Genomic DNA, 14,280 nt, shown 5'->3' on the forward strand with positions numbered 1-14,280 from the left:
GGCGGATTCCATCCGCCGTTTTCCTGCCCACCGTCGCTGCAAAGCGCCACCCCCCTTCCCACAGTAATGTCCCTTTGACTGCCCTCCCCAGATTGCCAATACTCATGGCATATTGACGGCCACCCGCATGAGACAAGGAATGCCCCTTTGAAGCTGGAACTCAAGAACAGCTTGTCGGTGAAGTTGCTACGGGTTGTGCTGCTGTCGGCCTTGATCGTGGGTGTGGCGCTGAGCGTGGCGCAGATCGTTTTTGATGCCTACAAGACACGCCAGGCCGTGGCGGGCGATGCCCAGCGCATCCTCGACATGTTTCGCGACCCCTCGACCCAGGCCGTGTACAGCCTGGATCGCGAGATGGGCATGCAGGTGATCGAAGGTCTGTTCCAGGACGATGCTGTGCGCATGGCCTCTATCGGCCATCCCAACGAGACCATGTTGGCGGAAAAAAGCCGCCCTTTACAGCGGTCCCCCAGCCGCTGGCTGACCGACCTGATTCTTGGCCAGGAACGATCCTTTACTACCGCGTTAGTCGGCAAGGGCCCCTACAGCGAATATTACGGCGACCTGAGCATCACCCTCGACACCGCCACCTATGGCAGAAGTTTCCTGGTCAGCTCGGTCATCATCTTTATCTCGGGCGTATTGCGCGCCCTGGTCATGGGGCTGGTGCTGTACCTGGTGTATCACTGGATGCTGACCAAACCGCTGTCGCGGATGCTCCAACACCTGACCTCGATCAACCCGGACCGCCCCAGCGAGCACAAGATCCCTCAGCTCAAGGGTCATGAACGCAACGAACTGGGACAGTGGATAAACACCGCCAACCAATTGCTCGAATCCATTGAGCGCAATACCCACCTGCGGCACGAGGCCGAGTCCAGCCTGTTGCGCATGGCCCAGTACGACTTCCTGACCGGCCTGCCGAACCGCCAGAAGTTGCAGGCGCAACTGGACAAGATCCTAACGGACGCTGGCCGCCGGCAACGCCGTGTCGCGGTGTTATGCGTGGGGCTGGATGACTTCAAGAGCGTCAACGAGCAATTCACCTACCAGGCCGGCGACAAACTCTTGCTGGCCCTGGCCGACCGCCTGCGCGCCCATAGTGGCCGCCTGGGCACGCTCGCCCGCCTGGGCGGCGACCAGTTCGCCCTGGTGCAAGCCGATATCGACCAGCCCTACGAGGCCGCCGAACTGGCACAAAGCATCCTCGATGACCTGGAGGCTGAATTCGCCCTCGACCACGACCTGATCCGCCTGCGCGCCACCATCGGCATCACGCTGTTTCCGGAAGATGGCGACAGCACCGAGAAGTTGCTGCAAAAAGCCGAGCAGACCATGACCCTGGCCAAGAGCCGCTCGCGCAACCGCTATCAGTTTTATATCGCCAGCGTCGACAGCGAAATGCGCCGGCGCCGTGAACTGGAGAAAGACCTGCGCGATGCCCTGAGCCGCGAGCAGTTCCACCTGGTGTACCAACCGCAAATCAGCTATCGCGACCATCAGGTGGTCGGCGTGGAGGCCCTGCTGCGCTGGCAACACCCGGAACATGGGCTGGTACCGCCGGACTTGTTTATCCCGCTGGCGGAACAGAACGGCACCATCATTCCCATTGGCGAATGGGTGCTGGACCAAGCGTGCCGGCAATTGCGCGAATGGCATGACCAGGGTTTCACGGCGCTGCGCATGGCCGTCAACCTGTCCACGGTGCAACTGCACCACACCGAGTTGCCAAGGGTGGTCAACAACCTGATGCAGATCTATCGCCTACCGCCACGCAGCCTGGAGCTGGAAGTCACCGAGACCGGCCTGATGGAAGACATTAGCACCGCCGCTCAGCATCTGCTGAGCCTGCGTCGCTCCGGGGCGCTGATCGCCATTGATGACTTCGGCACCGGCTATTCCTCCCTGAGTTACCTCAAAAGCCTGCCACTGGACAAGATCAAGATCGACAAGAGCTTCGTCCAGGACCTGCAGGACGACGACGATGACGCAACCATCGTGCGCGCCATTATCCAATTGGGTAAAAGCCTGGGCATGCAGGTGATTGCCGAAGGGGTGGAGACCGCCGAACAGGAGGCCTACATCATCTCCGAGGGGTGCCATGAAGGGCAGGGTTATCACTACAGCAAACCGCTGCAGGCCCGGGAGTTGACGGCTTATCTGAAGCAGTCCGAACGTAATAACGCCGTGAGTCTTTGAATTTACACTTCGATACTCAATATTTCCCGCGTATAAGCCTTTACACAAAATGCAAATCTTTCGCATTATGTCGCAGCGTTTGCGCTCCCCGCGCGCCCTTTCAACAACCGAAGCAGGATGTTCGCCATGATTCGTATGCCCCTGGCCACCGCCAGTCTGCTGGCCATTGCCATTTCTCTCGCCGGTTGCGGCGAAGGTAAAGACAAGGCCGCCGCGCCCCAGGCACCCGCTGCCGCCAGCACTACCGCACCGGCGGCTGCCCCGGCAGGCCAGGTCGACGAAGCAGCCGCCAAGGCCGTGGTCGCGCACTACGCAGACATGGTGTTTGCGGTGTACAGCGATGCCGAATCCACCGCAAAAACCCTGCAGACCGCAATCGATACTTTCCTCGCCAACCCGAACGACGAAACCCTGAAAGCGGCCCGTACCGCCTGGATCGCCGCACGCGTACCCTACCTGCAGAGCGAAGTATTCCGCTTCGGCAACACCATCATCGACGACTGGGAAGGCCAAGTGAACGCCTGGCCTCTGGACGAAGGCCTGATCGACTACGTCGACAAGTCCTACGAGCACGCGCTGGGCAACCCAGGTGCCAACGCCAATATCATCGCCAACAACGAGATTCAGGTGGGCGAAGACAAGGTCGACGTCAAGGAGATCACCCCGGAAAAACTCGCCAGCCTCAATGAGCTGGGCGGTTCCGAAGCGAACGTCGCCACCGGCTACCACGCCATCGAATTCCTGCTGTGGGGCCAGGACCTCAACGGCACCGGCCCAGGCGCGGGCAACCGCCCGGCGTCGGACTACATGACCGGTGACGGTGCAACCGGCGGTCACAATGAGCGTCGCCGCACTTACCTGCGTGCTGTCACCCAACTGCTGGTCAGCGACCTGCAGGAAATGGTCGACAACTGGAAGCCCAACGTCGAAGACAACTACCGCGCCACCCTGGAGTCGGAACCGGGCACCGACGGTTTGCGTAAAATGCTGTTCGGCATGGGCAGCCTGTCCCTGGGCGAACTCGCCGGGGAGCGCATGAAAGTGTCCCTGGAAGCCAACTCGCCGGAAGACGAGCAGGACTGCTTCAGCGACAACACCCATTACTCGCATTTCTACGACGCCAAGGGCATCCGTAACGTCTACCTGGGCGAATACACCCGTGTTGACGGCACCAAGCTGACCGGCGCCAGCCTGTCGTCTCTGGTGGCCAAGGTCGACCCGGCAGCCGACGCAGCCCTCAAGGCTGACCTGGCAGCCACCGAAGCGAAGATCCAGGTGATGGTTGACCACGCCAACAACGGCGAGCACTACGACCAGTTGATCGCCGCTGACAATGAAAAGGGCAACCAGATCGTGCGTGACTCGATTGCCGCCCTGGTCAAGCAGACCGGTTCGATCGAAGCCGCTGCTGGCAAGCTGGGTATCAGTGACCTGAACCCGGACAGCGCTGATCACGAGTTCTGATCAAGCGCAATTGAAGAGGCGACCTGCGGGTCGCCTTTTTCATGCGCGCAATAACTGCCGCGTCTATCCCTGTAGGCGCTGGCTTGCCTGCGATGGCGGTGGTTCAGTCGACTAATCTATAACTGACACACCGCCATCGCAGGCAAGCCAGCTCCCACATTGGATTGCGGGGCGTCAGGTGAATATACGCCGGCTGGCAGGCCAGCTCCCACAGGGGTTCTCCATCAACCCGCAGCCCTCGGTTTACAAGACCTGCACCGCGGGTAGAATGGCGCCTCTGCCCAATCACCCGAGCGAACTTCATGGCGTTGCCGACCCTGCGCATCATCGGTTTCATCATCGGCATCTTCCTGATCACCCTTGCGGTCGCCATGGTAATCCCGATGGCGACCCTGGTGATCTTCGAACGCACCAGCGACCTGCCCTCGTTCCTGTGGGCCAGCCTGATCACCTTTATCGCCGGGTTGGCGTTGGTCATTCCTGGCCGCCCCGAGCACGTGCACCTGCGCCCCAGGGACATGTACCTGCTGACGGTCAGCAGTTGGGTGGTGGTGTGCATCTTCGCCGCCCTGCCCTTTTTGCTGACCCAGCACATCAGCTACACCGACTCGTTCTTTGAAAGCATGTCCGGCATCACCGCCACCGGCTCCACCGTGTTGAGCGGCCTGGACAGCATGTCGCCGGGCATTTTGATGTGGCGTTCGTTGCTGCACTGGCTTGGCGGTATCGGCTTTATCGGCATGGCGGTGGCGATCCTCCCGCTGCTGCGCATTGGTGGCATGCGCCTGTTCCAGACCGAATCCTCGGACCGCTCTGAAAAGGTCATGCCTCGCTCACACATGGTGGCGCGCTTGATCGTGGCCGCCTATGTGGGCATCACCATCTTCGGCAGCCTGGCCTTCTGGTGGGCCGGGATGGGCGTGTTCGATGCGATCAACCATGCAATGTCGGCGATCTCCACCGGTGGGTTTTCCACCTCGGACGAGTCCCTGGCCCATTGGAAACAACCGGCGGTGCACTGGGTCGCGGTGGTGGTGATGATCCTTGGCAGCTTGCCGTTCGCCCTGTACGTGGCCACTTTGCGCGGTAACCGTCGAGCGCTGATCAAGGACCAGCAAGTGCAAGGCTTGCTCGGCCTGTTGCTGGTGACCTGGCTGGTACTCGGCACCTGGTACTGGTGGACCACCAACCTGCATTGGCTCGATGCCTTGCGCCATGTGGCGCTGAACGTGACGTCTGTGGTGACCACCACCGGCTTTGCACTGGGGGACTACAGCCTGTGGGGCAACTTCTCACTGATGCTGTTTTTCTACCTGGGCTTTATCGGCGGCTGCTCGGGCTCCACCGCAGGCGGTATCAAGATCTTCCGTTTCCAGGTGGCCTACATCCTGCTCAAAGCCAACTTGAATCAGTTGATCCATCCCCGCGCGGTGATCAAGCAGAAGTACAACGGCCATCGCCTCGATGAGGAGATCGTGCGCTCGATTCTGACTTTTTCGTTTTTCTTCGCCATCACCATCTGCATGATCGCCCTGGCGCTGTCACTGCTGGGCGTGGACTGGATGACCGCATTGACCGGCGCCGCCAGTACCGTTTCCGGCGTGGGCCCCGGCCTGGGCGAAACCATCGGCCCGGCCGGCAACTTCGCCACCCTGCCGGATGCCGCCAAGTGGATCCTGTCCCTGGGCATGTTGCTGGGGCGCCTGGAGATCATCACCGTGTTTGTGTTGTGCATTCCGGCGTTCTGGCGTCACTGACCGACGACATTTGCTGCAAGCGCGCCCGGTATTCACCGGGCGTGGCATCGAACCAACGGCGAAACGCGCGGAAAAAGTTACTCGGGTCGGCAAACCCCAGCAGGTAGGCGATTTCCAGCAAGGTCATGTTGGGTTGCGCCAGGTACTGCTCGGCCAGTTCGCGCCGGGTGTCATCGAGCAAGGCCTGGAAGCTGGTGCCCTCCTCCTGCAAACGCCGCTGCAAGGTGCGTTGGGACAGGTGCAGCGTCTGGGCCACCGCTTCGCGCTTGGGCTCGCCCTGAGGCAACAGGCGGCACAGCACCTGACGCGCCTTATGGGTCACGCGGCTTTCGGAAAAACGCGCCAGGTATTCACCGGCAAAGCGATCGTGCAACAGCGCCATGGCTTCGTTGGCCGTGGGCAGCGGCGCCTCCATGTCAGCCTGCTCGAAAATCAGCGCGTCATAGGGTGCATTGAATTGCAAAGGCGCATGGAAGGCGCGTTGGTAGGGCGCCAGGTCCGCTGGCTGTTCGCCCTGCAGCAGCACTTTGCGGGGCTGCAGGGTGCGCCCGGTGAGCCAGCCACACAGGGCCAGGGCGCTGGCCAGCGAGGCTTCGGCGCTTTGACGGGTGGGCGGCAGGTGATCGCCATGCACCGTCAGAATCAACGCATAGCCTTCGGGTAACAGTCGAAAACTCAAATCAGCGCTTTCGGCGATGATGCGCTGGTAGCGCACCAATCGCATAAAGCCTTCGGCCAGGGTGTTGCTGGACATCAACGCATAACCGGCAACGTGAAACGAGGCCGGGCGCACCACCTTGCCCATGTTCAGGCCAATCGCCGGGTTACCCGACACCTCTACCGCGCGTTGCCACAGGCGGGTCATGGCGTCTTGCGGGAAGCGCGCATCGGGATCACTGAGGGCCGCATAATCCAGGCCCAGTTGCTTGAACAAGGCACGGCAATCCAGGCCATCCATTTCCAGCGCCTTGACGATGCCCATCGCCCAGCTTGCAGAAGTTGTTCGTTCGCTCATGGCGTCTTCTTATAGAAAGCAGGCTCAAACGGCAGCCAGGAAGCCAAGGATACTAAAGTGGCATCTATTGTCACTGGCTGTTACCACTGATCACTCTAGACTCAAATAAGCTCCCCGCCGCACACCCGTTGGCGGCACAACAACCAGAGGGCCGGTGACCGTGGAAAACATCAAGAAATACAACAGTTTTGCCGAGTTCTACCCGTACTACTTGGCCGAGCATGGCAACAGCACCTGCCGACGCCTGCACTTTATCGGCACCACCCTGGTGATCGGCATTCTTGCGTACGCCATCGGCAGAGGTTCATGGGTCCTGCTGCTGGCCTTGCCGCTCGCGGGCTACAGCTTTGCCTGGATTGGTCACTTCTTCTTCGAAAAGAACCGTCCCGCCACCTTTCAACACCCGTTCTACAGCTTGCTGGGAGATTTTGTGATGTACCGCGACATGATTCTGGGCAAGGTGCCGTTCTAGAGGTGTGACCTCATGTCACTTGCGTCTGAACCATTAAAAATTGTGCATACGTCGAGATAAAAGTCTTTTTGTCATTTACGGTGCTGTATCCTGCCAAGGCTTTTTGAGAGCGCGGAATCACCTGCGATTGAAAAAACAGACCTTGCGAGGAGCGACCACGATGCACGAGATACCTAATCTCCCCTTCCCAAGCCTGCACCCAACTGAGCAGCCAACACCGCAGCAGGCCAGCGACAAGCAGCCTGAGGCCAAAGAAGCAAAACCAGTCGAGCGCGAAAGCCGGGACTGACGCCGTACCAGACCGTGTGGAAAGCGCGCCTTTGAGCGCTTTCCACACTGCCTGAATCATCCGAGACCTTCACTATGACCACCTCCCCTTCCGACACGCCGGACGCCGCTGTACTCGACGCTGCCTTGCAGATGGTCGAAGTCTGGAACCGCCTCAGTGCCGACAAGCAAGCAGCACTGCTCAAGCGCTTTGGCACCCAGGAAAACGCTTTGGCTGCCCTGGTGACCACTCAATTGCTGGCCCCCACCCAAGCTTGATCGGCTTTAGAGCTGACGTTTTACATTTTTGCCGCCCTGCCCGGCCTGCGCGCCGGTATCATTAGCAGCCTATCTTTACCTGCTGCGACAGTGGATCTCTCCCATGCCAGATACCCAGCGCCCCATGGCGGTCACGCTGCAAGTTGTTTCCATCGTGCTGTTTACCTTCATCGGCTATTTGAATATCGGCATCCCCCTGGCCGTATTGCCGGGCTATGTCCATAGCCAGCTGGGCTATGGCGCCGTCATTGCCGGGCTGGTGATCAGCGTGCAATACCTGGCAACCCTGCTGAGCCGCCCCTATGCCGGCAAGATCATCGACAACCTGGGCAGCAAGCGCGCCGTGGTGATCGGCCTGGTGGGCTGCGGCTTGAGTGGCGTGTTCATGTTGTTTGCGGCGTGGTTTTCCAGCCTGCCGGCTCTGAGCCTCGGCTGCCTGCTGGTCGGTCGGCTAGTGCTGGGCAGCGCTGAAAGCCTGGTGGGTTCGGGGGCGATTGGCTGGGGCATTGGCCGTGTCGGCGCCGCGAACACGGCCAAGGTTATTTCCTGGAACGGCATCGCCAGCTACGGCGCGCTGGCGGTCGGCGCGCCGTTGGGGGTGCTGCTGGTCAGCCAGTTGGGGCTGTGGAGCATGGGCGTCAGCATCATTCTGTTGGCCGTACTGGGTGTGGTGTTGGCCTGGAAAAAACAAGCCGCGCCGATTGTGCCCGGCATCCGTTTGCCGTTCATGAATGTACTGGGCCGCGTGCTCCCCCATGGTTGCGCGCTGGCATTGGGCTCTATCGGCTTTGGCACCATCGCCACCTTTATCACGTTGTATTACAGCACCCAGCACTGGGATAACGCGGTGTGGGCCTTGAGCCTGTTCGGTGCCAGTTTTATCGGCGCGCGCTTGCTGTTTGGCAATTTGATCAACCGCATTGGTGGTTTTCGCGTCGCAATCGCCTGCCTGTCGGTGGAAGTACTGGGCCTGCTGTTGCTGTGGCTGGCGCCGGATGCCCAACTGGCGTTGGCGGGTGCGGCGTTGAGCGGTTTCGGTTTTTCCCTGGTGTTCCCGGCGTTGGGAGTGGAGGCCGTCAACCTGGTGCCGGCCTCCAGCCGTGGCTCGGCGGTGGGCGCCTATTCGCTGTTTATCGACTTGTCCCTGGGCATCACCGGGCCGCTGGCGGGCGCCGTGGCGGCCGGGTTTGGCTTTGCCTCGATCTTCCTGTTCGCCGCCCTCGCCGCTTTCGCCGGTTTGCTGCTGAGCGTCTACCTGTACCGCCAGGCGCCCAAGGCCCGCGAAACACGCGACGCCTAGAAGTCGACCTTGCCGCGCCCGGCCTTGATGCTGCCGCGCTTGGTCTTGGACTCCAGGCGGCGTTTCTTCGAGCCCAGGGTAGGCTTGGTCGGACGGCGTTTTTTCTCGACCTTGGTGGCGCTCTGGATCAACTCCACCAGGCGCTCCAGCGCATCGGCGCGGTTCTGCTCCTGGGTGCGATATTGCTGGGCCTTGAGCACCAGCACGCCTTCGCTGGTGATCCGGCTGTCACGCAGTGCCAGCAAGCGTTCCTTGTAGAACTCCGGCAACGAAGACGCCGGAATATCAAACCGCAGGTGCACCGCACTCGACACTTTATTGACGTTCTGCCCACCGGCACCCTGGGCGCGAATGGCGGTCAGCTCAATCTCGGCATCGGGCAGCTGTACGTTGTTGGAAATCACCAGCATGTAACACGGTCCTCCGGAAGAAGCCCTAGGATACGCGAATGCACCTTGGCCATCCCCTCAAACAACAAACCCGGCACAAGGCCGGGTCTGCTTAACAACATTGACGCTTACTTCACCGCGGGGACCGCCATATCCATGGACTGCTGCGCCCGCTTGTTCTTGACCCAGTAACAAACACCCATGAACGCCACCCACACCGGGATCGCGTACACCGAGCGGTCAATGCCCGGAATCATCAGCATGGTGCCCAGAATAAACACCACAAAGGCCACGCAGATGATGTTGCCATACGGGTACCACAACGCCTTGAACAGCGGCACCTGGCCAATGCGGTTCATGTGCTGGCGGAACTTGAAGTGGGAGAAGCTGATCATCGCCCAGTTGATCACCAACGTGGCCACCACCAGCGACATCAGCAGTTCCAGCGCGTCATGGGGCATCAGGTAGTTCATCAGCACCGCCACCAGAGTGATCGCCGCCGAGGCCAGGATCGAACGCACCGGCACGCCGCGCTTGTCGATTTTCGCCAGGGCCTTGGGCGCGTCGCCCTGCTCGGCCATACCCAAGAGCATGCGGCTGTTGCAGTAGGTGCCGCTGTTGTACACCGACAGCGCGGCCGTCAGCACCACAAAGTTGAGGATATGCGCGGCGGTGTTACTGCCCAGCATCGAGAACACCTGCACGAACGGGCTGCCGCTGTAGGCATCGCCGGAGGCGTTGAGGGTCGCCAGCAGGCTGTCCCACGGGGTGAGCGACAGCAGCACCACCAGGGCACCGATGTAGAAAATCAGGATGCGGTAGATCACCTGATTGATCGCCTTGGGGATCACGGTGCGTGGTTGATCGGCTTCAGCGGCGGTAAAACCGAGCATTTCCAAGCCGCCGAAGGAGAACATGATGATCGCCATGGCCATCACCAAACCGCCGACGCCATGGGGGAAGAAACCACCATGCTCCCACAGGTTGCTGACCGAGGCTTGCGGGCCGCCGCTGCCGCTGACCAGCAGGTAGCTGCCCAGGGCAATCATGCCGACGATCGCCACCACCTTGATGATGGCGAACCAGAACTCGGCTTCACCGAAGACTTTGACGTTGGCCAGGTTAATCGCGTTGATCAGCACGAAAAACGCCGCAGCAGAGACCCAGGTCGGGATCTCCGGCCACCAGTAGTGCACGTACTTGCCGACGGCCGTCAACTCCGACATACCCACCAGAATGTACAGAATCCAGCAGTTCCAGCCCGAGAGGAAGCCGGCGAAACCGCCCCAGTACTTGTGGGCAAAGTGGCTGAAGGAGCCGGCGACCGGCTCCTCGACAATCATTTCGCCAAGCTGGCGCATGATCATGAAGGCGATAAAGCCGCAGATGGCATAGCCCAGGATCATCGAAGGGCCGGCGGATTTGAGCACCCCGGCCGAGCCCAGGAACAGGCCGGTGCCGATGGCGCCACCGAGGGCGATCAACTGGATATGCCGGTTTTTCAGGCCGCGTTTCAGCTCGCCTGAAGAAGAATGGGGTCCACTCATGAAAAGGGTCTCACGCAAGGTTTGAAGAGTTGAATGCAGGTTGCTGCCTTGAATTACCGACTCAAGCAGCGCCGCTCAAACCCCAGCGCAGGCACCAGGAGTACAGCGTCTTTCTAATGGTCATGCGTCACCTGTTTGTTTTTATCTGTGACGAAATCGAACCCGTCCGGCTCGTGGCCAGGCGGAGTGATCAGGGGGATCAAACCCTGAGGTCTTGGCCTTTTGCGTGGATACGCAAGGGGGGTCACAGTAAAACGCGGCGCATTGTACACCGCTCGACAGCTTCGGCACGCACCGGGAAAGTGCACGGGCGATTCTGTCAGCTAATGCTTACATCGGCGCGCCCCCCAACAAAGCCAGGGCAGTTGCGTAAATCTATCGTTACACCCCGGAAAATCCGCGTTACAGCCAGACTTTGGCAACCCTCAACGGAATTCTGTCGGTAAGCAATGCCTGAAGAATCGCTTCAGCCAATTCACTGTTTTGCCTGAATAAAAAAATCTGCTGAAAAACAGAAGAAAAAATCCAAATGAAACCGTGTCAATAAATTTTTTGCATTTCGAAACACTCTCTTCTAGGTTCTTTGCACTTGCCCGCGAAGCCCGTGGGCAAGCCGTTCTCAAACAACGTCCTCTAGGAGATACACCATGCAAGCACTGGAAAACGACCTGGAAACCGAACTGCAACTCGACGATTGGTTTGAAGCGCCGACCCATGAGGCCGCCGTTGAAATGATGCAAGCCGATGCCGTTGTGCCTTTTGGCACCGCGATGTGGCCTTTCTAATACCCGGCAGGCATCCGGCAGGCGCTGTGCACGGCGCCTGCCCCCTTACCCAAGGCACAGAAGGACACCCGTCATGGACAAGGCCCGCGCCGTCGAACATTTTCTCTACTACCTGGCACACCACCCCGCCCTCAACGGCCTGAACCGCCCCACCGTGTTGCTGGGCCACACCGAGCGCTATGACGCCATCGCCCAGGCGATTACCCACGGCAGCGCCGCCCGCTTCAACTTTCAACTGCAACGCCTGGACCTGGCGCCCAGCGACACCCTGTCCCAGGCCATTCAAAGCTGCGACCTGTACCTGTTTCTCTATGATTCCTCCACGCTGCCCAACCCACGCGCCGAAGGCCCGGACTTTATCCGTGCCCTGCAAGGCGTGATGGCCGAGCACTGGAAAAAATCCCTGCTGTTCAAGGATTACGGCGACTATTTCTACGACACCTTCAGCGTCGAGCCCCAACGCATCGCCGACCTCAACGCCACACTGATCCGGCGCATGGCCCAGGCCAACGTGCTGAGCTTTACCGACAAACACGGTTCGCGCCTGGAAGCGCCGATGAGCAGCATCAAGAAGTGGACCAATATCAACGGCGTCGGCAACCACGACCTGGCGCCCGGCGAAATCGCCACCCACAGCGAAGCCATCAACGGCCAGGTGCGGTTTGTCGGCACCTTCCTCAGTACCATCCCCTTTGCACGCAAATACGGCGTGCTGCAATTGCCGCTGGAGCTATGGATCGAGAACTCCACCGTTTGCAGCGTGGCCAGCGAAGTGCCAGGGCTGGCAGATGACTTCAACAAGTACCTGAATGCCAACCCGTCCAACCGTCGTGTGGAGGAGTTGGGGATTGGCACCAATGAAGGGGTCAAGGACCTGTATGCGCGCAATGCCGGGTTTGAAGAGCGTCACTGCGGGTTGCACTTGGGCTTGGGTGGCGGGCAGAAAGGCAGTCATCACCTGGACCTGATCTTTGCCAGTGGGGTGCTGGCGCTGGATGACAAGCCGGTGTTTGATGGCGCCTTTGCCTTTTAAAAGATCATAGACGTGTAGAGATCCCGGTGGGAGCTGGCTTGCCTGCGATAGCGGTGTGTCAGTCACCTTTTTACTCACTGACCCACCGCTATCGCGGGCAAGCCCGGCTCCCACAGTTGATTGCATTTCAAATGTAGATCGCAAAAAAAAACGCCAACCCTAGGGTTGGCGTTTTTATGCGGCGCTTAACGTATCACTGCGGCTTCTTGCGACCAAAACCAGGACGCTGGCCGGAACCGGCCGGTGCGCCACGGCGCTTGCCCGAAGGCTCGTCCGCGACCAGTTTCGGGCCAGGGCGCTTGTTCGCCGCTGGCTTGGCTGGACGCTTGGTGCTGGCGTTGTCGGCCGGGCGATCCGCTTCACCACGGTTGCTACGACCACCCGCCGGAGCAGGACGCGGCGTACGTGGCGCACGCTCGCCTTCCTGACGCGATGGCGTGGTGGGGCGGCGTTCACCTTCAATGTGCGGCTGACGCGAGATACGACCGCCGGTGGCCGGTGCATCCAGCGCAGGGCGCAGGGTGCGGGCAACACGTTCGGTACGTGGCACTGGGCGCGACGATTTGCGCTGCATACGCTCAAGCTTGTCTTTGCTCTTGGCGTTCATCTGCGGCATGGCAACCGGCGTCAGGCCCACTTCGGCGCTGAGGATATCGACCTCGTACTGGCTCATTTCGCGCCAGCGGCCCATCGGCAGGTCGGAGTTCAGGAACACCGGACCGAAACGCACACGCTTGAGGCGGCTGACCACCAGGCCCTGGGACTCCCACAGGCGACGCACTTCACGGTTACGGCCTTCCATCACCACGCAGTGGTACCAGTGGTTGAAACCTTCGCCACCCGGCGCCTGCTTGATGTCGGTGAACTTGGCCGGGCCGTCTTCAAGCACCACGCCCGCCTTGAGGCGTTCGATCATCTCGTCATCGACTTCACCACGTACACGCACGGCGTATTCACGGTCCATCTCGTAGGACGGGTGCATCAGGCGGTTGGCCAACTCACCGTCAGTGGTGAACATCAGCAAGCCGGTGGTGTTGATGTCCAGGCGGCCGATGTTGATCCAGCGGCCTTCTTTAGGCTTGGGCATCTTGTCGAACACGGTCGGACGGCCTTCCGGGTCGTCACGGGTGCAGATCTCGCCGTCGGGCTTGTTGTACATGATCACGCGGCGCACCGATTCGGCGGCCTCTTCACGCTTGATGACCTTGCCATCAATGGTGATTGCATCGTGCAGGTCGACGCGCTGGCCGAGGGTAGCCTCGACGCCGTTGACCTTGATGCGCTTCTGGGTGATCCAGGCTTCGACGTCGCGGCGAGAGCCCACGCCGATACGCGCCAGCACTTTTTGCAGCTTTTCGCCTGCTGGGCCGATTTCCTGGTCTTTCTGGTCTTGGTCATTCATCGTAAGCACCTCCCGGTGGGTCGATTCAGGCATGGCCTGAGGGGTATTGAAAGCGGGGCCTAGGCCGAATAGGTCGGCAAGGGGTCGCGAATCATACGCGCATGGCGCGTGTTGCGCATCACAGACTAGCCGATAACGCCCAAGTCATTTGCTTTTCCGCCGACCGGTGGCGCCCAGAGCCAGCAAACGCAGCTGGGCTTCGGCCAATACCGTGCGCTTGTCGGCTTTATCGAGTTTCTTCCAGGCACGGATTTCACGCTTGCTGCGGCCACAGCCGACGCAGATGTCGTCGCTGAATTTGCAGATGCTGATGCACGGGTCTTTCAGGGCACTCATGGTCGATCCTCTGTGGGAGCTGGCTTGCCTGCGAT

14 protein-coding genes are annotated in these 14,280 nt (G+C 60.3%); 8 read left to right on the forward strand and 6 right to left on the reverse strand.

Going from position 1 to position 14,280, the window contains the following annotated elements; all coding sequences use genetic code 11:
• Positions 1-147 precede the first annotated feature (147 nt).
• The 3 genes from AB9N64_RS11365 (at position 148) to AB9N64_RS11375 (ending at position 5,420) form a co-directional block, all read left to right on the forward strand.
• Positions 148-2,199 (forward strand): bifunctional diguanylate cyclase/phosphodiesterase, encoded by a 2,052-nt coding sequence (locus tag AB9N64_RS11365; RefSeq protein ID WP_014719673.1) that lies wholly within the window; start codon positions 148-150, stop codon positions 2,197-2,199.
• A 126-nt stretch (positions 2,200-2,325) separates the two neighbouring features.
• On the forward strand, positions 2,326-3,663 hold the full coding sequence (locus AB9N64_RS11370) for an imelysin family protein (RefSeq protein ID WP_014719674.1): 1,338 nt from the start codon (positions 2,326-2,328) through the stop codon (positions 3,661-3,663).
• 302 nt (positions 3,664-3,965) lie between these two features.
• Positions 3,966-5,420 carry a TrkH family potassium uptake protein gene (locus AB9N64_RS11375; protein WP_003193780.1) on the forward strand — a complete coding sequence of 485 codons (1,455 nt, stop codon included), beginning with the start codon at positions 3,966-3,968 and terminating at the stop codon, positions 5,418-5,420.
• Here AB9N64_RS11375 and AB9N64_RS11380 read toward each other — a convergent pair.
• Complete coding sequence (locus AB9N64_RS11380) at positions 5,377-6,435, reverse strand: AraC family transcriptional regulator (protein WP_014719675.1); 1,059 nt, start codon at positions 6,433-6,435, stop codon at positions 5,377-5,379. The two genes, AB9N64_RS11375 and AB9N64_RS11380, sit on opposite strands and share 44 nt — an antisense overlap.
• 160 nt (positions 6,436-6,595) lie before the next feature.
• Between AB9N64_RS11380 and AB9N64_RS11385 the strand changes: the two genes are divergently transcribed.
• The gene (locus tag AB9N64_RS11385) at positions 6,596-6,907 is read left to right on the forward strand and encodes a DUF962 domain-containing protein (protein ID WP_014719676.1); all 312 of its coding nucleotides are present in this window, start codon (positions 6,596-6,598) and stop codon (positions 6,905-6,907) included.
• 10 nt (positions 6,908-6,917) lie between these two features.
• On the opposite strand, the gene AB9N64_RS11390 is transcribed toward AB9N64_RS11385, so the two are convergent.
• Positions 6,918-7,256: a hypothetical protein gene (locus tag AB9N64_RS11390; RefSeq protein ID WP_019819373.1), complete on the reverse strand. Its 339-nt coding sequence runs from the start codon at positions 7,254-7,256 to the stop codon at positions 6,918-6,920.
• Positions 7,257-7,270: 14 nt separating this feature from the next.
• Between AB9N64_RS11390 and AB9N64_RS11395 the strand changes: the two genes are divergently transcribed.
• Both AB9N64_RS11395 and AB9N64_RS11400 read left to right on the forward strand, forming a co-directional pair.
• Positions 7,271-7,453 carry a hypothetical protein gene (locus AB9N64_RS11395; RefSeq protein WP_014719677.1) on the forward strand — a complete coding sequence of 61 codons (183 nt, stop codon included), beginning with the start codon at positions 7,271-7,273 and terminating at the stop codon, positions 7,451-7,453.
• 103 nt (positions 7,454-7,556) lie between these two features.
• On the forward strand, positions 7,557-8,753 hold the full coding sequence (locus AB9N64_RS11400; RefSeq protein ID WP_014719678.1) for an MFS transporter: 1,197 nt from the start codon (positions 7,557-7,559) through the stop codon (positions 8,751-8,753).
• On the opposite strand, the gene arfB is transcribed toward AB9N64_RS11400, so the two are convergent.
• Both arfB and AB9N64_RS11410 read right to left on the reverse strand, forming a co-directional pair.
• Positions 8,750-9,163, reverse strand: a complete 414-nt coding sequence (gene arfB, locus AB9N64_RS11405) for an alternative ribosome rescue aminoacyl-tRNA hydrolase ArfB (RefSeq protein WP_003193787.1) — start codon at positions 9,161-9,163, stop codon at positions 8,750-8,752. The two genes, AB9N64_RS11400 and arfB, sit on opposite strands and share 4 nt — an antisense overlap.
• A 107-nt stretch (positions 9,164-9,270) precedes the next feature.
• Positions 9,271-10,689, reverse strand: coding sequence for an amino acid permease (locus AB9N64_RS11410; RefSeq protein WP_014719679.1), 1,419 nt, complete (start codon positions 10,687-10,689; stop codon positions 9,271-9,273).
• Positions 10,690-11,336: 647 nt separating this feature from the next.
• On the opposite strand from AB9N64_RS11410, the gene AB9N64_RS11415 reads away from it, so the two are divergent.
• On the forward strand, positions 11,337-11,474 hold the full coding sequence (locus AB9N64_RS11415; RefSeq protein ID WP_003175756.1) for a hypothetical protein: 138 nt from the start codon (positions 11,337-11,339) through the stop codon (positions 11,472-11,474).
• A gap of 73 nt (positions 11,475-11,547) precedes the next feature.
• Complete coding sequence (locus AB9N64_RS11420) at positions 11,548-12,507, forward strand: hypothetical protein (protein WP_014719680.1); 960 nt, start codon at positions 11,548-11,550, stop codon at positions 12,505-12,507.
• Positions 12,508-12,700: 193 nt separating this feature from the next.
• Here the strand turns inward: AB9N64_RS11420 and rluB are convergent, their stop codons facing one another.
• Together rluB and AB9N64_RS11430 are read right to left on the reverse strand one after the other, a co-directional pair.
• The gene (gene rluB, locus AB9N64_RS11425; RefSeq protein ID WP_014719681.1) at positions 12,701-13,909 is read right to left on the reverse strand and encodes a 23S rRNA pseudouridine(2605) synthase RluB; all 1,209 of its coding nucleotides are present in this window, start codon (positions 13,907-13,909) and stop codon (positions 12,701-12,703) included.
• A 144-nt stretch (positions 13,910-14,053) separates the two neighbouring features.
• On the reverse strand, positions 14,054-14,245 hold the full coding sequence (locus AB9N64_RS11430; protein WP_014719682.1) for a DUF1289 domain-containing protein: 192 nt from the start codon (positions 14,243-14,245) through the stop codon (positions 14,054-14,056).
• Between the last annotated feature and the right edge of the window lie 35 nt (positions 14,246-14,280).

Origin of the sequence: Pseudomonas sp. KT_2_4, assembly GCF_041410225.1 — a bacterium.
Taxonomy (GTDB): Bacteria; Pseudomonadota; Gammaproteobacteria; order Pseudomonadales; family Pseudomonadaceae; genus Aquipseudomonas; species Aquipseudomonas paracarnis.